The organism is Bartonella sp. CR127HXZ (assembly GCF_042194555.1).
Lineage (GTDB): Bacteria > Pseudomonadota > Alphaproteobacteria > Rhizobiales > Rhizobiaceae > Bartonella > Bartonella grahamii.
In genome coordinates this window covers 141,783-161,700 of sequence record NZ_JBHIMZ010000002.1, presented here as the reverse complement: position 1 = coordinate 161,700, position 19,918 = coordinate 141,783, and the positions used below count along the sequence as shown (strand labels likewise).

At 37.6% G+C, this 19,918-nt stretch carries 8 protein-coding genes and 1 pseudogene; 4 read left to right on the top strand and 5 right to left on the bottom strand.

Annotated elements, in window-relative coordinates; translation table 11 throughout:
- Positions 1-948 precede the first annotated feature (948 nt).
- The 4 genes from coaBC to gyrB all read right to left on the bottom strand — a co-directional run bounded on the left by coaBC (position 949) and on the right by gyrB (position 7,361).
- Positions 949-2,370 carry a bifunctional phosphopantothenoylcysteine decarboxylase/phosphopantothenate--cysteine ligase CoaBC gene (gene coaBC, locus ACFIKY_RS02050; RefSeq protein ID WP_375661327.1) on the bottom strand — a complete coding sequence of 474 codons (1,422 nt, stop codon included), beginning with the start codon at positions 2,368-2,370 and terminating at the stop codon, positions 949-951.
- Between the two features lie 68 nt (positions 2,371-2,438).
- Positions 2,439-4,025 carry a 2-polyprenylphenol 6-hydroxylase gene (gene ubiB, locus ACFIKY_RS02045; RefSeq protein WP_375644366.1) on the bottom strand — a complete coding sequence of 529 codons (1,587 nt, stop codon included), beginning with the start codon at positions 4,023-4,025 and terminating at the stop codon, positions 2,439-2,441.
- Between the two features lie 2 nt (positions 4,026-4,027).
- Positions 4,028-4,810 (bottom strand): bifunctional demethylmenaquinone methyltransferase/2-methoxy-6-polyprenyl-1,4-benzoquinol methylase UbiE, encoded by a 783-nt coding sequence (ubiE, locus tag ACFIKY_RS02040; protein ID WP_375635382.1) that lies wholly within the window; start codon positions 4,808-4,810, stop codon positions 4,028-4,030.
- A 118-nt stretch (positions 4,811-4,928) separates the two neighbouring features.
- Positions 4,929-7,361, bottom strand: a complete 2,433-nt coding sequence (gene gyrB, locus ACFIKY_RS02035; protein ID WP_375635383.1) for a DNA topoisomerase (ATP-hydrolyzing) subunit B — start codon at positions 7,359-7,361, stop codon at positions 4,929-4,931.
- Positions 7,362-8,771: 1,410 nt separating this feature from the next.
- On the opposite strand from gyrB, the gene ACFIKY_RS02030 reads away from it, so the two are divergent.
- A complete protein-coding gene (locus ACFIKY_RS02030) occupies positions 8,772-9,692 on the top strand; it encodes a transporter substrate-binding domain-containing protein (RefSeq protein ID WP_375661326.1) in 921 nt (306 codons plus the stop codon).
- Positions 9,693-9,703: 11 nt separating this feature from the next.
- On the opposite strand, the gene ACFIKY_RS02025 is transcribed toward ACFIKY_RS02030, so the two are convergent.
- Positions 9,704-11,236 (bottom strand): YifB family Mg chelatase-like AAA ATPase, encoded by a 1,533-nt coding sequence (locus ACFIKY_RS02025; RefSeq protein WP_375635385.1) that lies wholly within the window; start codon positions 11,234-11,236, stop codon positions 9,704-9,706.
- 406 nt (positions 11,237-11,642) lie between these two features.
- On the opposite strand from ACFIKY_RS02025, the gene ACFIKY_RS02020 reads away from it, so the two are divergent.
- The 3 genes and pseudogenes from ACFIKY_RS02020 to ACFIKY_RS02010 all read left to right on the top strand — a co-directional run.
- Complete coding sequence (locus ACFIKY_RS02020) at positions 11,643-13,607, top strand: autotransporter assembly complex family protein (RefSeq protein ID WP_375661325.1); 1,965 nt, start codon at positions 11,643-11,645, stop codon at positions 13,605-13,607.
- Positions 13,607-18,265, top strand: coding sequence for a translocation/assembly module TamB domain-containing protein (locus tag ACFIKY_RS02015; protein WP_375661324.1), 4,659 nt, complete (start codon positions 13,607-13,609; stop codon positions 18,263-18,265). Before ACFIKY_RS02020 ends, ACFIKY_RS02015 begins: the two co-directional genes overlap by 1 nt.
- 307 nt (positions 18,266-18,572) lie before the next feature.
- Positions 18,573-18,852: pseudogene (locus ACFIKY_RS02010) on the top strand (integrase arm-type DNA-binding domain-containing protein); the annotation flags it as partial.
- Between the last annotated feature and the right edge of the window lie 1,066 nt (positions 18,853-19,918).

Genomic DNA, 19,918 nt, shown 5'->3' with positions numbered 1-19,918 from the left:
AATCCTAGTCTTTGTGGTCTTGGTATGCTGGAGAGAGGACACACACATTTAATTTTAAAGACCGATCACTGAGGAAAATAATAAAGGCGTCAGTTTCATAAACTTATAGACAGTGGTGCAATGAATTTTGTTTACATTCTTTATGAGCATCAGTGTGAGATATGCTTCAAATTGCATTGAGATGTTATAATACATTGATTTATACATTATTTTTCATAGTGAATAAGAGCCCCAAGTAAAGTTGTCATATTTTCTTATTAGCTGCTCTCATCATGAAACAATCAAAAGCATTTATTTGCACATCATAAATAGGACTAATATGGGGATAAAAACATTGAAGAAAGAAAATGCTTTTATAAACTCTATCCAGTGCAAGAGCTTTCTCAAAATTGATGGTAGGCAAAGTAAATAATAGCTTGTTTTTTATAAGCTGGGGAAACAGAGGTGCAATAGATCCTACTTTTTATGATGGCTATGGGTGAAATAGAATTTTTTAAAGAAACATTTCCCAACGCTCGTCACACCCATTTCCCAACAGTGCTTGTGAATGGTATAAGGGTAAAGCTCTCGTGAATAATATAAAACTTATAGGGCACCACTATCTTTACACTTAATAAAAGAGCACTGCGGGCACCATCATTCTCTCAGTATTGCTCGACAGCTCTGTTCTTGAGACGGTCCATTATAAGCGTTTTTAGTTCTTTCTTAAACGTTTTGTATTCATACGGCTATCCTTCTTTGCAACGTGCAAGAAAATGGTTTTTATTGATTCAACATGAGAGAGAGTTGAAATGAGAGAATCTTACGATATTCAGGATTCTAATTTAATATGAACAACGCTAGATGATCATTATAACTCAAAATATTGTATACTAATCGAGATAGATAGACACCTATTGTTAGTTCTATTTTATAAGGTGTTTTAATATGAATGCATTTGAAGAGTTATTATTTGAAATGGGGTATATTTTCCTCATGAGGAGTAGGTGTCTGGGGGGCAAAAAATGATACAATCATGTTTGCTAATTTTTGCGCTACGTGTTGTTTACTCATATGGGGCCATTGTTCAACTTTTTCCTTACTCACGAGATAAACTTGATTTGTATCAGCACCCATGACACTTGTGCCATCTAGTTGAAGAGAAATATCATTAGCAAGAATGAAATCAGCTCCTTTTTCAACACATTTTTTTTGCGCATTGGCAATAATATCACATGTTTCAGCAGCAAAACCAATGACCAATGAGGGGCGATTTGGAGCGTGTCCAATCATTGCTAAAATGTCAGGATTTTCGACCATATGAAGGGATGGTGGTATTTTATGAGCATTCTTTTTAATTTTGTGTAAAGACTGCGTTTGACTGCGCCAATCACAAACAGCGGCGACAAAAATGGCACCATCAGCAGGCAATGCGGTTTGAACGGCTTGTAACATCTGTTGTGCTGTTTCAACATGAATGGTTTTTACTTCTTGTGGGTCTGCAAGATTAACAGGTCCACAAATAAGTGTTACTTTTGCACCCAAATGCGCAAGAGCAGTTGCGATGGCATGACCTTGTTTACCTGAAGACCGATTAGCAAGATAACGCACTGGATCAATTGGTTCATGGGTAGGGCCAGAGGTAACGATGAAATGGCGGTCAGAGAGAGGTTTTTCATGCACATTCAAAAGAGCCTCTATGGTAGCGACAATCGTTAAAGGTTCGCTCATGCGCCCATATCCTATCTCGTCACGTTCAGCCATATTTCCGATTTCTGGTCCAATGATATGAACGCCATCTGCGCGCAGTTGTGCAACATTGCGAATAGTGGCTGGATGCGCCCACATGGACGGATTCATAGCGGGTGCAATTAAGAGTGGACAGCGTGCCGCTAAAAGGATGCAATCAGCCAGATCATCTCCTATGCCATTGGCTATTTTTGCAATGCGATTGGCTGTAGCAGGGGCTAAAATAATAAGGTCAGCATTACGTGCTAATCGGATATGTCCAATATCGTGTTCTTCTTCGCGTGAAAATAAATCAGTATATACAGTACCACTGCTTAAAGCTTCAGCAGCTAAAGGCGTAATAAATTTTTGCGCTGCTTTTGTCATCACAACTTTTAAGTGTGCTCCACGTTCTTGTAAACGGCGAATCAAATCAAGTGCTTTATAGGATGCAATACTTCCCCCAATAATAAGAAGGAGAGATTTTGATTTCAATGATTGCACTTCAACAGCACTAGTATGAGAGAGTTGTGTGGTGAGAGGAGTGGGATTGCTTAAAAGGCGTCGGACTTCTTCTTCCATAGAAACACCATTTTGCGCGGCACGTATGCGCAAAGCTTCTTTGGTTTCAGGAGACAGGTTACGAATAGTAATACTGGCCATAAAATACCTCCAAGAAATAAAATGATTGCAATGATTTCATCGTTGATATTTTTAGCATATTAAGGAAATTAGAAAAGATGAAAAAAGTAAAAAGTGAGACAAACGCAACAAAGCGCAATGATGAAAAGACTATAACGACCATAACGGTTTCTACGACTTTGTTCGACAGCAAGTTGTTTGATGGTGGCAGGAGAAAGATTAAAACCTGTTTTTCTCATTTGATCGAAATCTTCTTCTATCCGTTGGAAATTTTGAACCAATTGTGGTGTTTTGCGTGCCAGCGAAAGGAGAGCTTGCGCTCCTTCACTAAAGTCTTTTGCAACGCCTACAGGTCCCAAATTTTTACTAATCCATTCTTTGACAACAGGTTCAGAAGCTTTCCACATATTAAAAGTGGGGTCTAATGTGCGGGCAACACCTTCCACGACAACCATCGTTTTTTGCAGCAATAAAAGTTCAGGTCGCGTTTGCATGTCAAATAATTCAGTGACTTCAAACAATAAAGTGAGCAATTTAGCCATGGAAATACTTTGTGCTGATTGTCCATGTATTGGTTCGCCAATAGCGCGGTTGGCTTGCGCAAAGCTTTCAATGTTATGGTGTGAAGGAACATAACCGGCTTCAAAATGGGCGCGTGCAACCCGATGATAATCACGGGTAATAAAGCCATAAAGGATTTCAGCAAGGAAATGCTTTTCTTTTTTGCCAAGCCTTCCTGTAATGCCTAGATCAACAGCAACAATACATCCTTTTGCATCTACAAATAAATTACCAGGATGCATATCAGCGTGAAAAAAACCATCACGCAATGTATGACGAAGAAAAGATTGAATAAGCGTAATGGCAAGCGCCTGCAAATCAAATCCTGCTTCTTTGAGTTTGGAAATTTCGGATATTCTGATACCATCAATCCATTCCATTGTAAGAACATTACGTCCTGTCCGTTCCCAGTCAATACGTGGAACCCGAAAGCCTGTATCATGTTGAATATTTTCAGCCATTTCAGATATAGCCGCTGCTTCTAAACGTAAATCCATTTCAATGCGTGTTGTTTGTGCTAAAGTATCTACCACACGAACAGGACGAAGCCTTCGAGAGGCAGGGATATAGCGCTCTTGTAAGTGAGCAATGAGATAGAATCCTCTAAGATCTTTAGAAAAACGTGCTCTGATATTAGGACGAATAACTTTTACAGCACATTTTTTCGTATGACCAGTTTCATCACTGTATTCAGCTGGATGAACTTGAGCAATAGAAGCTGCAGCAATGGGGGGATAAAAATTTATGAATAAATCATCGATAGAGCGACCAAGAGAACTTTCAATTTGAGCAACAGCAGCAGTGCAAGAAAATGTTTGGACACGATCTTGTAGTTGTGACAAATCTTCCGCAATATCACGCCCAACAATATCAGGTCTTGTGGCAAGAAATTGACCAAGTTTTATGTAAGAGGGTCCAAGCTTATTAATGGCATACGAAATATTTTCAGATCGCTGTTTTTTTTTCGTTTTGCGTCGTGCTAATGCACTCGCTATACGATGACATAGCGCTGGAAATCCTTGAAGATCATCATGAGGAAGAGCACTTAAAACACCTTCACGTGCTAAAACCCATCCTGCATGCATCAATTGAAGGTAAGGGGAAATTTGCACCATTTTTAAATTTTCCAACCTGAATGCAGCGCTGCAATCGCACCGGTGAGATTGCGGTACGATACCCGCGAAAATCCTGCATGCTTGATCATATGGGCAAAATCATCTTGCTTAGGAAATTTGCGGATAGATTCAACCAAATAACGATAAGCATCACCATCATTTGCAATAAATTGACCAAGCTTAGGGATAGCATGGAAAGACCAAAGATCATAAATTTTATCCAGCAGAGGCGTCTCGACATTTGAAAATTCTAAACATAAAAAACGTCCACCGAGCTTTAAAACACGAAAAGCTTCTCTAAGAGCTTGATCAATATGAGGAACATTGCGAATTCCAAAAGCAATAGTGTAAGCGTCAAAGCTTTGATCTTCAAAAGGTAGATTTTCTGCATTGGCTTCAACAAAATCAATCAGAGGGGCAAGACCATTTTTTTGTGCGCGCTTTTTGCCAATGTTGAGCATTGAGCCGTTAATATCAAGCACTGTAGCATGGGCTTTTTGGCGTGAAGCATTGAGAATACGAAAAGCAATATCACCTGTACCGCCAGCGACATCAAGAACTTTCCAATGAGAAAGTGCTGGTGGGGAAAGCCAAGCAATCATGGAATTTTTCCACACACGGTGTAACCCTAATGATAAGATATCATTCATCTTGTCATAATTTTCAGCAACAGAATGAAACACACCATCCACCATGGATTGTTTTTGTGTTTCATCTACTCTTGTAAAACCAAAAGAGTGCTCCATGCCACCCTTGGCTCCTACACGTTCTGTTTCAACTGCCATGTGTATGACCTTCCTTATTTTTCTTTTATCGTAAATGAAATAAAGAGGGAATGTTCAAATACGAAAAAACAACGTATAAAACTGCGACATTTACACAGCTAAAAACAGAAGAGTACCTTTAGATATCAAGATTGGCAACGCTTAAGGCATTGTCTTGAATAAAAATACGTCTAGGTTCAACTTCATCACCCATGAGACGAGAAAAGAGTGAATCTGCATCGGTTGCATCATTAATTTTTACTTGTAAAAGAGAACGTGCATTAGGATCAAGCGTTGTTTCCCAAAGCTGTTCAGCATTCATTTCCCCAAGACCTTTATAACGTTGAAGAGTAATACCTTTTTTACCGTTTGTAAAAATGCTCTCTAAAAGGCTCATAGGACCAAAAATACGCTCTGTTTTATCTTTGCGACGTAAAAGAACAGGAGGATGATATATGTCGATAAAATTTTGGGAAATGCGATCAATTTGGCGTGCGTCAGTTGAATTTATAAGTCCCACATCAAGCGTAACAACATCTTTAACACCACGCAAAATACGCTCAAAACATAAGTTTCCATCTGCTGTATATTGTCCACTCCAACCTTGTTCCATATCATCAGCAATCAGATTAAGGCGGTGTGCTATAGTATCTGCTATTTTTTGCGCTTTTTCTTGTGTTGCAAAGACTTCAAGATTAAAAGCGCCAACGATTGCTGCTTGTTCAACGATATTACGGTCATAACGGGTATGAAGACCATCTAAAAGTTGACGTAATATACGAGCATCTTTAGCGAGTTGATACAAATCAGCCCCTGCACGAACTTCTCCCGTTGAAAGCTCAAGCGTTGTTTCTTCTAATCCAGTATCGATCAAGAATTCTTCAAATGCTGCTTCATTTTTAATATATTGGGAAGATTTTCCACGCGATACTTTATAAAGAGGAGGCTGAGCAATATAAAGATGCCCACGTTCAATCAACTCGGGCATTTGTCTAAAAAAGAAAGTGAGCAGCAGAGTACGAATATGGGCTCCATCAACGTCCGCATCTGTCATGATAATAATCTTATGATAACGTAATTTATCCGGTGAAAATTCATCTTTACCGATAGACGTTCCAAGAGCTGTAATAAGTGTTCCAATCATATCAGATGAGAGCATGCGGTCGAAACGTGCTCGTTCAACATTGAGAATTTTACCACGAAGGGGTAAAATTGCTTGATTTTGACGTGAGCGCCCACTTTTTGCTGAACCGCCAGCCGAATCCCCCTCGACAATAAAGATTTCTGATTTTGCAGGATCACGTTCTTGGCAATCGGCAAGTTTTCCTGGTAAAGAAGTGATATCAAGCGCCCCTTTTCGTCTTGTGAGTTCACGTGCTTTGCGTGCTGCTTCACGTGCTGTTGCAGCTTCTACCACTTTACTAATGAGAAGTTTTGCTTCATGAGGATGTTCTTCCAGCCATACTGAAAGACCTTCATTGACCAAATTTTCAACAATAGGACGCACTTCAGAAGAGACTAACTTATCCTTTGTTTGTGAAGAAAACTTTGGATCAGGAACTTTCACAGAAAGAATAGCTGTTAATCCTTCACGGCAGTCATCACCGGTTAAGTTTACTTTTTCTTTTTTAGCAATACCTGAAGATTCAGCATAGCCATTAATTTGGCGCGTAAGGGCACTTCTAAAACCTATCAAATGAGTTCCACCGTCACGCTGAGGAATATTATTGGTAAAACACAGGACCTTCTCATGATAGGAATCATTCCACCATAGGGCAACATCAACGCTCATACCATCTTTTTCACTTGCAATGTAAATAGGATTATCAAGCAGAGCTTTTTTTGATTGATCAATATATTTGACAAACTCCGTTAATCCACCTTCATAATGTAATTCAACTGATTTAGTATCAGCATGACGCTCGTCAACAAGGAGAATATAAACACCAGAATTTAGAAAGGCTAATTCCCGTAAACGGCGCTCCAAAGTTTCAAAATCAAACTCAACCATAGTAAAAGTTTCAGAACTTGGTAAAAATCTGATTTCTGTTCCACTTTCTCTATCGCAATCGCCAATAACTTTTAATGGAGCATCAGCCACTCCGTGGGTAAATGATATTTCATGAATTTTACCATTCCGTCTGATTTGCAATTTAAGCCAAACGGATAATGCATTCACAACAGAGACGCCAACACCGTGTAATCCACCTGAAACTTTATAAGAGTTTTGATCAAACTTTCCGCCGGCATGAAGCTGTGTCATAATAACTTCAGCTGCAGAAACACCTTCTGTTGGATGGATATCTGTCGGAATTCCACGTCCATTATCACGAACAGAACAAGAACCATCAGCATGGAGTGTGACGTTTACAAGAGTAGCATGACCGGCTAAAGCTTCATCGATAGCATTGTCTACAACTTCATAGACCATATGGTGTAAACCCGATCCATCATCAGTATCACCGATATACATACCAGGACGTTTGCGTACAGCATCAAGGCCTTTGAGGACTTTGATAGAAGAAGCGCCATAATCATCACTTTGTGCCGCTGAGGTTATTTCATCACTCATAAGTTAGTCCATTCCTGTGTTCAATTTACAATATTCTATCTGCTTTTTTAAAGCTTAATGTTCTGATCAGTTATTTATGGAATAACCACATTAAACATTTACCGTATATCAGAACTAGATTCAATATCTGTCGATATATAATGAAGAGAATGATGAAATGAGATTGTACTGTTATGTCGTAAAACTCCGTCATTTAGGGCGGTGATATGGTGATATAAGGAAAGTAAGCACTACCTTGATACATTAAGTATTTTTAAAGTGTGTGGTGAATATTCGGAGCAGGGTTTATTTGTATAACCTTTAGTTAAGTAAATTGCATGAGTGGATAGCCCCAAAGAATTAGTCGAGAGAAGCAGGACTGTCTAGACGTCAACGCTAGTAGGAATCCTTTTCCTTTGAGGTGTGGGAATGAGGTCAATTAAGCTTTACAATAATGATGCTATTTATTTTGTTTATTTTTGCATATGCGTAATGTTTCAAAATTAGTTATACATTTTTGTGTTAGACTAACAAAGGTCTTACTTGTTTTATCCATAAATCAATTTTCAATTCTAATGCTGCCGTATATTTAAAACAAAGGTTACGAGCTCTCTAAGCAGCTCAAATTTTTATATATTAGATTGAGGCGAAAATATTGGGTATATTGGTTTGTGGCATCTTTAAAATGTGGAAAATATAAAGGCGTAAATGTAAAAACACGTTTCCACTATCGTTCTTTTATTCAGTTTTACAACTTTTAAAAACGTCTACGGCGATGTTTTTAAAGAATGGGGGTGATGACGCATTGTCTTACGCTTTTGTTTTTCTCATTCCTGTAATGGAGGTTACGTCCCTTATTTAAAACAAAGCCCCATTGCGCTGTTATTCACGCACTTTTTTAAGAAACATCTCTCAATGTTCCTAAACTCATTTTACAACGATGTTTAAATAGTATAACGCACAATACCCTGTGAATACTACAAGATTCATGTCCCCTATCTTGCCCATATTGACAATAAGGTGCAAACCAGCAGCATCATTTTATTTTCCAGCTCTTAAATGTTGACGCAACCTTAATGTTGAGAAACCCCTCGGCATTTGAAGGGTATTTTTACTCTTTTCTTTAATAGTGTCTATATACTCCCTCTGGTTGTGATACGCAAGAAAATGGTTTTGATATTTTGATAAAATGGAGTGTGCCACTAAAGTATGTACAGCTTATTTCTTATATTTAAAAAATCAAATCGCCTTTCTCTAAAATTACATTTTTATATATTCATTTGGGAAAATTAACACCAAAAGCTTAGGCATTTTCAATGGTTTTTAAAAATAGCAAGAATTTTATTTATTAAACGCCAGATATTTTGGTGAAGAGCGTTAGATAATAATCGAGAAGAGTTGCATCTTAGCTTTAAAAATGGGGGAGAGATTTTGAAAATAAAAAAATCTATATATATAAAACATCTTCAATTGCGTTTATGGTATTTTTTATTCAATAATCCATACAATATTTTTATTCGTATTATTTTTATTCGTATTTTATTTGTAGCAGGGGGGGGGCTATTTTCCTCTTACGCAGAAGCTGAAAGGTTGCCTTCTTTTTTTGATTCGCATGAACATTTGGTACAACCTGATACGACGGATATTCTTCGTTTGCGTTTTGTAACAACTTTTGATTTTCCTCCTTTTAATTTCCTTGATCAAACGGGGCATCTTGCAGGTTATAATATCGATTTATTGCGCGCTATTTGCTCAAAATTAAAATTAGAGATGCTTTGTGAAGTAGAAGTAATTCCTTGGAAAGAGCTTGTAGAATATGTTAAAAATGGTGGTGCAGAAGTCATTATTGCGGGTTTAAAAGAAACAAGTAAAACCCAGCAAGATCTTGTTTTTACAAAGTCATATTTGCGCTTTCCAGCGCGATTTGTTGCTTCTCGACTTTTAGATCTCGATGAGCCAATAAGCGATCAATTGGTACATTTAACCAGTGGTGTTTTGTCTAAAAGTATTCACGAAAAGCTCTTTCATCATTATTTTCCTAAAGCAAAATGGCAAGAATTTAAAAAGAGAGAAGAGCTCTATAAAGCATTACAAGAGCGTAAAATTGACCTTATTTTTGATGATGGATTTGCTTTATCGTTATGGTTCAAAAAACAAAAATCTGTTGATTGCTGCCATTTTGTTGGGGGGGCATATATGGCGCCACAGTTATTGGGACAAGGAATGCAGCTTGCTGTTGCAAAAAAGAATGAAAAATTGGTTGATATACTCAATTATGCGCTGAAATCTCTAGAAGAGGATGGTAAACTTACAGAACTTTATTTGCGTTATTTTCCAATAAGTTTTTATTGATGAATAGTTTTTTAGTTAAGGGCTGTTAATCTTTCTGCGCCTAGTCGATAGGAAATAGCTTCTGCGAGATGATAGCGTGAAAGATTATCTGATCCGTCAAGATCAGCAATTGTGCGTGCAACTTTGAGAATGCGATGATAAGCGCGTGCAGAGAGGTGCATTTTTTCACTCACATCTCGTAAGAGTATGGTCGCACTTTTATCAGGAATGGCAATCTGTTCTATAATTTTGGCAGGGCAATCGCCATTGGTGCGAATATGATCAAACCCCATTGTTGCAAAACGTTTAGCTTGAATGGTACGGCATCGTGCGACGCGTTTGGCAACATCGCAGCTTTTTTCTGATTGTTCTGGTTGCATAAGGTCCATAGCTGTCAAAGCAGGGACATCAATCCGTAAATCAATTCGGTCAAGCAGAGGACCAGAAATACGGGACTGATAATCGATTTGGCAGCGTATTCCTTTAGCGCAAACATGGTCTTTTTCGCCTGCCATACCACAACGGCAAGGATTCATTGCGGCAATGAGTTGGAAGCGAGCAGGATAGCTAATATGGTGATTAGCGCGGGCGATAACCGATTCCCCACTTTCTAAGGGTTGACGAAGAGAATCAAGAACCTGCGGAGAAAATTCAGGCAATTCATCAAGGAATAACACACCATTATGGGCAAGAGAGACCTCTCCCGGTCGTCCTTTAAGTCCCCCACCAATCATTGCGGCCATGGAAGCAGAATGATGTGGGGAACGAAAGGGGCAATGAAGTGAAATGGTATTATGAACCGTTTCTCCTGTAATAGAAGCAATCAGAGAGACATCTAAAAGCTCACGGCTATCAAGAGGTGGCAAAATGGAAGGTAAGCGTTGCGCTAACATAGATTTCCCAGCACCAGGAGGTCCTACAAACAAAAGGTTATGGCGTCCAGCAGCACAAACTTCTAAGGCACGTTTGGCTGTTTTCTGTCCTTTGATTTCGCAAAGATCTGGGAGTTCAGTTTCGATAGTATATTGGCGTGGTTGTGGACGTTTTTGAATTTGGGTTCCTTTGAAATGGTTGACTATAGTGAGCAGAGTCTCTGGGGCAAGAATATTTATTTCTGCATTTGCCCAAGCAGCTTCAGGTCCACATTGGAAGGGACAAATCAGTCCTTTATCGAGTGATAAAGCTGTCATGGCAGCTGGTAAAACACCATTAACAGCGGTAAGTGAACCATCCAGTGATAATTCTCCCAAAATGATATAGTCTTGTGCTACTTCAGGAGGGAGGATTCCCATAGCAAGCATTAAGCCTACAGCGATTGGCAAATCATAATGCGAGCCCTCTTTAGGCAAATCAGCTGGTGCAAGATTAATCGTAATCCGTTTAGTAGGCATAGAAAGTCCACAAGCGTGGAGGGCTGCTTGCACACGTTCACGGCTTTCTGCAACTGCCTTATCAGCTAATCCAACAATAGCCATTCCTATTTTACCAGACGAAATCATAACCTGTACATCGACAGGGACTGCTTCTAGACCGCGAAAAGCAACAGTTGTAACACGTGCGATCATTTATTTATTTTCCCCTTTAGACTTTGTAGAGACAATCATATCTATGCATAAAAATCAAGAAGCATCTCTATGGTTTTTTTTATAGAGAGATCTATATACATAGGCAGTTTTTTAGCGTCCTCATGGAAAGTCATTTGTACAAATTTAACCATGATAGTATGGGACGCAATAAAACATTTATAATAAGCTAAATAAATATGTTAAGGAAAAAGAATGAGGCTGTTCGTGTTATACAACAGTGCAAAATTTTATGAAAATATAAGGGGAGGGTGACGTTATGTATCGCAGAGTGTTATTTGATGTGATAAAACGTGTAAAATGTGCAAAGTAATTACATTTACCTTTCTTATTTTTATATTATTTAAAGTATAGTAGATGCAAAGTGTATTATAAGGTATCTGATTTTATGGTATACCAGGCAAGAATTTTGTTAAAATCAGGGACTGTGCGCTGTGTATTTATAGGCTTGTGTTTCGCTTTTGCTTTTCCACAGCCACTTGCTGCATTTGATTTTTTCGGCATACCTTTTTTTGGTCAAAAGAAAACAAATTCTCCTTCAAATTATGCCAAAAGTACAGAGAGATTTTATAAAGTTGATGTTGTTGCACCGCCAGGCGCGCCATTAGAAGGTATAAAAATAGTTAAATCTGTTTCTTCTCTTGTTGCTGATAAAGAGAAAGCATCCGCCAGTTCTTCTGGTTTGCTAGCCAAGGCGCGCTCAGATTATCGAGCAATTCTTTCTGCTCTTTATGCTGATGGGCGCTACGGTGGTGTTATTAGTATTAAAATTAATGGCTTAGAAGTCGCTGATTTAAGTCCGGTAACTCAACTTCCAGCACAATCCAATATTGCTATTACAATTAATGCCGGTCCACAATATGTTTTTAGTATTGCAGATATTGATAAAGTAGCTCCGTTTGAAAAACGTAAAGCGCATAAAATGCCCACAATTGAAGAATTGGGCTATAAAGTTGGGGCTATTGCTAAATCTGAAACCATTTTGAAAGCAGAAAAATGGGCGATAGAAGGATGGCGTCAACAAGGTTATGCTAAAGCTAAAATTATGAAAAGTGAGGTCGTGGCTGATCATGCTGCGTTGCGTGTTGAAGGACGGATTGTTGTTGATCTTGGACAAAAGGCTCATTATGGTCCTTTAAGTGTGCGTAATATAAGTAATAAACCACGTGTAGATTCAGCTTATATCGCATGGATGACCGGATTGAAGCAAGGTCAGAAGTACGATTCCGATGCGTTAGCGAAGGCAAATGAACGTCTTGCGCGCCTTGGTGTTTTTCGCGCTATCAATATACGTGAGGCTGATACCATTAATCCAGATGGCAGTTTACCGCTTTCACTTGTTGTACAAGAACGTAAACCGCGTCGTTTTGGTATAGGCGGTAGCTATTCAACATTAGATGGTGCTGGTTTTGAAGCTTATTGGATGCATAACAATCTTTTTGGTCATGCAGAGGTTCTTAAAATTGAAACAAAGATAGGCGGTGTTGGTAGCAATAAAAAGCAATCGTATAATTTTAAAAATTTTGATTATCTTTTCGGTGGCACGTTTATAAAGCCTGGTGTACTTACGCCAGATACAGATCTCAGGTCAGAATTAAAAATACAACAAGATGTTCTAGAAAATTATACGACAAAAGCCATCAAAGGAAGATTAGGGATTACGCATATTTTCAATGGTAATCTATTGGGACAGGCTGCTGTAGAAGTTTCAAATGGTTATTCACGTGATATTTATTTTGGGAGCCGTAATTTTACAACAATAGGTTTTCCTAGCGGTTTGATTTACGATAGTCGTAATAATAAGCTTAATGCAACAAAAGGTTTATATGGTGAAGTTTTCATTGAGCCTTTTTATGAGATGCGTTTTAGCAACTTTGTTGCAAAAGTAACAGCAGAAGGTCGTTCTTACTGGGCGTTGGATGAAGGGAATCGTTTTGTTTTTGCTACGCGGGCAAAGCTTGGTACAATTCTTGGGAATGATACAGCACAAATCCCCGCGAATACGCTTTTTTTTGCTGGTGGTGGGGGCTCTGTTCGTGGTTATGCTTACCGTAATATTGGTATCAAAACAGAAAATGATGCGGTTGTTGGTGGACGGGCAGTTGTTGAGGGATCGGCAGAATTGCGTGTTTCTTTAAATGACAAAATAGGGTTTGTCGGTTTTCTTGATGGAGGTTTAGTAGGGGAAAAGGCGAATTTTGATTTTTCTCAAAAAATTAAATGGGGAGCCGGTATAGGAGGTCGTTATATGACAGGTCTTGGTCCTTTACGCGTTGATTTAGCCTTTCCTTTAAAGAGAGAGAAGGGTGATCCTCGCATTGGTTTTTATGTGGGTATAGGGCAAGCATTTTAATGAAAAAAGGTGTACATTTATCAGCTTTCTTCTTTGTATTTTTGTTTTTTGGGGTGGGTGGTTTTGTTTTTGCGCAAAGAGGAGATACTCTTCCCTCTAGCGAAATGAAAACAGATGATCGCTCATGGTTTGTTTCTTTAATTGAACGAAAGCTTTCAGCGCCCAATCGTCAAGTTCGTTTACACAATATGCAAGGGACACTGTCTTCTCAAACATCAATTGATGCTATTACGGTCAGTGATAAAAAAGGGGTTTGGCTTAAAATTACCAATGCTAAAATGAATTGGAATCGTCTAGCGTTGCTAAGAGGGCGGATGGATATTAACCAGCTTTCGGCAGAACAGGTTACATTTTTACGCAAACCGCAAGGCAATTCTTCTTTTGTTTCTTCCCTTGAGACGGGTAAGTTCTCTTTACCAAAATTGCCGCTTGCTCTTTCTATCAATACGCTTACAGCTCAACATGTGATATTTGAACAGAATCTTTTTGGTTTTTCTGCTGATATGTCCCTAAAAGGCAAATTCACTTTAGCTAGTGGTAATTTTGATGTCGATATAGCGGCGCATCGTTTAGATGCACCGGGTTCTTTTTCTGTTCTCACCAAGATATCTGATAGTAATCGTACAGCTCAAATTGATATTTCTGCTAACGAACCACAAAATGGTATTTTGGCGAATATTTTTAACATTGAACAACGTCCAGCACTAAATCTCGTCGTGAAAGGTGATGGTACTTTTGATGATTTGGTTATCAAACTTTCTTTAGAGTCTGATCATCATTCTATTTTAGATGGTAATGTTATTCTTGCAAGTGTTCCAGAAGGACACAGTTTTTCTACAAAACTAAAGGGAACACTGAGCCCTTTAATACCTTCTCAATATCGTAGCCTCTTCGAATCTGATATAACATTAAAAGCAAAGGCAAGAAGAACAAAAGAAGGTGTGACACACCTTGATCAGATGGTTATTCAGAGCAAAGCAATGAATGTTATAGCCAATGCTGAAATAACTGCCGATGGATTTTTGCGGCGGCTTTTTGTTGATGGCAAAATGGCTCTTGATAACGAACAGGAGTCTGTTCATTTACCTGTATCAGAAGTGCCAAAACCTGCCAATACTCTTGCTCTGAACATTGACTATGGTCGCGAAGGGCAACAATCTTGGAATGGGCGGTTGGTTGTAGGTAATTTAAGCAATAAAAATATTTATATTCGCGATGCAATTTTTGATATGGGAGGAGTAAGCGAAAATCTTGATAATTCAGCTTCTCGTCATGTTGGTGTTCAGGTTAAAGGGACGCTTCAAGGGGTTAAAAAGATTAAGGGAGCGTTAGTAGAAAATTTAAGCCAAGCGGTTCATGTGCATTTAGATACGGATATTGTTTCGAATAAACCAATTTTGATTCATGATTTGAGTGTTACGGCTCAGGGTTTTTCTTCTTGGTTAAAAGGGACAATGGAGGGTTTTGTTTTTAAAGGCGACCTCGGTTTAAAAGCTCAGACATTAACTCCTTTGGAAGCGTTCAGTAAACAATCACTTTCTGGTAGTGCAGATATTAAAGCCAAAGGAACAATCAATTTATTGAGTGGCATTTTTGATCTCCAATTATCAGGAATGGCTGACGATATGAAAATAGGCGTGCAGTCTTTTGATCGTTTATTCAAAGGAAACATCACTCTTTCAGGTGGTGCTACTCGAAATACGAAGGGTTTCATTTTTCGTCATTTTAATTTGAAAAATCAATATACAAACATAAAGGCTAATGGTTATTTTTCAGATGAAAGCGCTAAAATGGATCTATCTGCTGAAATATCTGATTTGTCCAAATTAGATCCAAAGATAAGCGGTGCGCTTACAATTGAAAGTACGGCGAGAGGGCGCAATAGCCATATAAAACTAAATACACGTGCCCATATTGCTGAAGCATTAATCGTAGGGAAGAAACTTCAAAATACAACATTTAACATAGATGCACTTGTAGATAATACAGCACCAGTTACTGCTTTAACGGGGGTGATAAAAGGTGAAGGGATTTTTGCTAAGAAACCTTTGCATTTATCGGCCTCTTTTAAAGATTCTCATAAAATTCGAAAACTTGAAAATATCGATATTAGAGGGGGAAGTGCAAAAATAACGGGTGCTCTTTCTCAACAACTTGGCGGTTTTTTGAAAGGAGCGCTGCATATTGATGCCGATGATATTTCCGTACTGTCAACGTTATTTTTGCAGGATGGTAGTGGAGAAGTAAAAGGAGATTTTATTTTTGATGAACAAAATGGCAGACAAAAAACCAATGTGAAGGCGCATATTAACCATTTGAATTTTTCCAAGAATAAAATAAAAAAATTGGCAATAGATGCTGATATATTCGATCCTTTTGGCATGACACAGTTTGAAGGAGTTATCAATGCAGAACATATTCAAACACCTTTGATAATGGTCAATCGTTTAAATGCTCACGCTGATAGAAATAATGGACAAACGGTTTTTACTGTCCAAGCGATGTTGCATGATACTCTCAATGCACAGCTTTCTGGTCGTTTAATGGTTGAGGAACTTCCAGAAAGTATAAAACGAGAAGTGCAAATTGAAACTGTGGATCTAAAACAACACACTTTTCATGCAAAATTGCTGAAACCATCCATAATTGCTTTTGATAAAGATGGAATGGCAATCAATGAATTAGGAATTGCAATAAATGGAGGCAACATCATCTTAGCAGGGAATATTCAAGATACCCTGAATTTGCAACTTACAATGAATGCGCTTCCTGCTACTTTAGTTAATCTGTGGAAAGCCGATCTTGGAGCAGCAGGGAGTGTAACAGGGCAGGTTATGATTCGTGGTCATTTAACAAAACCTGATATAACTTACGATATAAAAGGTGAGGGACTGACAACCGTTGCTTTTCAAGATAAAAAAATTATGCCTTTTTCTTTTTCTGCTACGGGGAAAACCTTAGATCAAAATCTTACTTTGAATGCAAATTTAACAGGAGAAGGAGTACAAGCACAAGCTCAGGGGCATGTATCTCTAGAGAAAAATAAGCTTGATCTTCATATTAATTTGCAAAATTTATCTGCACATTTGGCAAATGGTTTTATTGCAGGACAAGCGCTTGATGGGACAATGATAGGCAAAGTTGATATTGATGGAACAATGAAGGATCCATCTGCTCATTTTGAGCTTTCTAGTCAAAATTTAACCGCTATGACGCATAAAGGACCGATGTCAATCAATATAAATGCTCGTGGTTCTTATAAAAAATCGACTTTTCATATTGAAAATATGATAGCTACAGGAGATAAAGGATTAGATCTTTCCATCCATGGGCCTGTATCTCTTAATGGTTCAGAGGCAAAATTAAACGTTAAAGGGATAATGCCTCTTGATTTTGTTAATCTCTTATTAGCTAAGCGTGGTGCACATATAACGGGTACAGCAAGAATTGATACAACTCTTAATGGGGCGTTATCAAAGCCACAATTGATAGGAAATATTTCTATAGGCGACGGTAGCTTTTTTGATTCACAAACAAATGTAGGGTTGAATAATATAACGCTTGAAGGCAAATTGAACGGTGATCATATCCTTATAGAGAAAGCTTCAGCTTCTTCGTTTGAGGGGGGGAGAATTTCTGCTTCAGGTCGTATCTCTAATGATCTAGAGACAGATTTGATATTTCATCTTGATAATGCCAATTATAATGATGGTTCTATGATTCTGGCAACATTATCAGGTGAGATGACAATGACAGGTCATTTTTTAAATGATCTTGTTCTTGGTGGTGATATCATCGTTGAAAAAGCTGAAGTTTTTGTTCCTGATCATTTTAAAAGTGCTAAGTTTCTTGATATCAGAAATAAGAATTTAACTAAATCGATTCAAACAACACTTGAACGTGCTGATGTTAAGAACACGAACAAAAGCAAAAGCCGGATTGTTACACAAGAATCTTCATCTGTTGTGCTATCAAATATGCGTATTACAGCACGCAATCAATTTTTTGTACGCGGAAAAGGGTTAGATGCTGAACTGGGAGGACTCATTAATCTAGCAGGTCCATTGAATGATGTGCATCCAGTTGGTGAATTTAGAATGATTCGTGGACGTTTTGATATTCTTTCGCAACGTCTTAATTTTGATCAAGGACAAGCGAGTTTTAGCGGTAATCTTAATCCTACGGTTTATTTTGTAACCAACAATAACAGTGGTGATATTCAAGTCACTGTAACTGTAAGTGGGACGATTGATAATCTTGATATTAATTTTTCTTCACAACCGAACTTGCCTCAGGATGAGATTTTGGCGCGTTTGATTTTTAATCGCTCTCTTAATGAATTATCACCATTTCAGATTGCTCAACTTGCAGCAGCAGCGGCTGATCTTGCAGGTGCTGCTAATACATCTTTGTTGAATACTTTACGAACTAAAATTGGGCTTGATGATCTTGATGTTATCGTTAATGAGAAAGGTAATACAGGCTTACGTATTGGACGCTACATACACAATAATATTTATTTGGGCTTTGAAGCAGGGTCCGATGGAACGACGAAAGGGACAATTAATTTAGATATTTCGCGTCATCTCAAAGCTAAAGGTGCCATAGGAAATGAACAAAATTCTAGTATTGGTCTCTTTTATGAAAGAGATTATTAAAGATTGAATCTAAAAAACAAATTCTTCGTTTTTTGTCTCTCATTTCTAAATCTGAGGAAGAAAACATAGGCTAAAAGTCCTATAAAAAAAGAAGCTTTTTGTTGAGGCGTGAAGAAACATATCTAAAATACTCAATTTTTGTTTATACTATCCTCTAAAGGGATAAAATCTTCACGAAAGACAGTATGTTATTTGCTGTTATATATTTATTTTATAGAAATACTTTACCTTGTTCTCAAAACCATTCGCCTTGTATGTTACAAGCGGAGAATCCTGTGTGGATAAAACTATTGAGAAATGATTAAAAATGCCTCTTATGAATTATCTTGAGAGCTAAGAGCTGTCGCAACATTAGGGGCTAGCACTATAGTGTAAATGGTGCCGGCTTGTTACTCCATAAGCGTAAAGATGAGGGGCTTAATGGATTTATCGTTATACAATTCACGAACGTTATCGCGAAATGGACTTGGGGAGGACTTTGAGAGAGGTCTCTTTAAAACAAGCACCTGAATTTGCAATACAATGGCATTCTGTTCTTACGTGAAGGGCGTGATTCCATTAAAGAACGCGATAAACAAAAGCATGAGATAAGCGTAGAATTTATAAAATATCGATTTTATTTTCAAACGCATTTAAAGCAATATTTTTTAATAATAAAAATTATCTATTATTTTAGATTTTTGTTTATTGTGTTTTTGAATTAGATCACTTTTCTTATAACGAACAGCTCCCCAAACAGAACACTCCAAAATATAACACTATTGTGTTGCAAATTCATGTGCTTGTTTTAAAGAAACATTTCTCAGTGTGCGCTTGAGCCTATTTCATAAGATTGCTTGTGAAATGATATAAAGTACCCCTTATGAATGGTATAAAATCCATACTACCATTGTTAATAAAGGTATAAGTATTTATTAAAGATATAAGCCGGCATTATCATTCTATTTTCCAGCTTCTCATGTTGCCGACAATCTTTTCACTTGAAAATGTAGAGGTATTTTTATTGCTTATCTTAAGAGTTTTTATGCATACACCAATATCTCTTATGACGTACAACAAGTGCTTTTGATTAATTCATCATAAATATAAAGAAAATTTGCAATAAGTAAATTACATCTTATCTTTTATTTAAGATGTAAAGTAATAAATTATGATTATAAATCAAAGTATTAAAATGCAGGTCAAAAGATATTTTTTGTAAAAATGTTTATCAGAGTTATATGTCATATTTTTCTATTTAGGCGGTTAAAAGAAAGAGGAATGTCATTTTACTTTTCATCTGTTTTTTTGCATGTTGAAATCATAGCCTTATATAAGCACTAACGTTGTGCATTTATAAACTCTTCAAGAAGTTAAGGTATTGGAGGAATATCACTTTAGTTTCTAGATATAGAAAAAACAGCAAAGCTTGCTTTAAAGCAAGCTACAACAGTAAAAAAGTTTTATAATAAATCTTCTCTTATTTTTTCAATGTTTTTCTTTTATGCTGAGTGTATCTATAATTTGCAGCATAATTATAATTGTCAGCCTATCCTGTTGTACCATAAAAGACCGACATTTGAGGTGCGGTAATGTAAGGCATGTAAGTCTTTTTGACAAAGTATTTTGAAAGCACGTGGTGAATATTTAGGGTAAGCCTTGTATAAGTGAATC

Excerpts from the sequence above, each read along its gene's own strand:
- coaBC (WP_375661327.1), bottom strand. The coding sequence starts at position 2,370 with ATGGCCAGTATTACTATTCGTAACCTGTCTCCTGAAACCAAAGAAGCT.
- ubiB (WP_375644366.1), bottom strand. The coding sequence starts at position 4,025 with ATGGTGCAAATTTCCCCTTACCTTCAATTGATGCATGCAGGATGGGTT.
- ubiE (WP_375635382.1), bottom strand. The coding sequence starts at position 4,810 with ATGGCAGTTGAAACAGAACGTGTAGGAGCCAAGGGTGGCATGGAGCAC.
- gyrB (WP_375635383.1), bottom strand. The coding sequence starts at position 7,361 with ATGAGTGATGAAATAACCTCAGCGGCACAAAGTGATGATTATGGCGCT.
- ACFIKY_RS02025 (WP_375635385.1), bottom strand. The coding sequence starts at position 11,236 with ATGATCGCACGTGTTACAACTGTTGCTTTTCGCGGTCTAGAAGCAGTC.
- ACFIKY_RS02020 (WP_375661325.1), top strand. The coding sequence starts at position 11,643 with ATGGTATACCAGGCAAGAATTTTGTTAAAATCAGGGACTGTGCGCTGT.
- ACFIKY_RS02015 (WP_375661324.1), top strand. The coding sequence starts at position 13,607 with ATGAAAAAAGGTGTACATTTATCAGCTTTCTTCTTTGTATTTTTGTTT.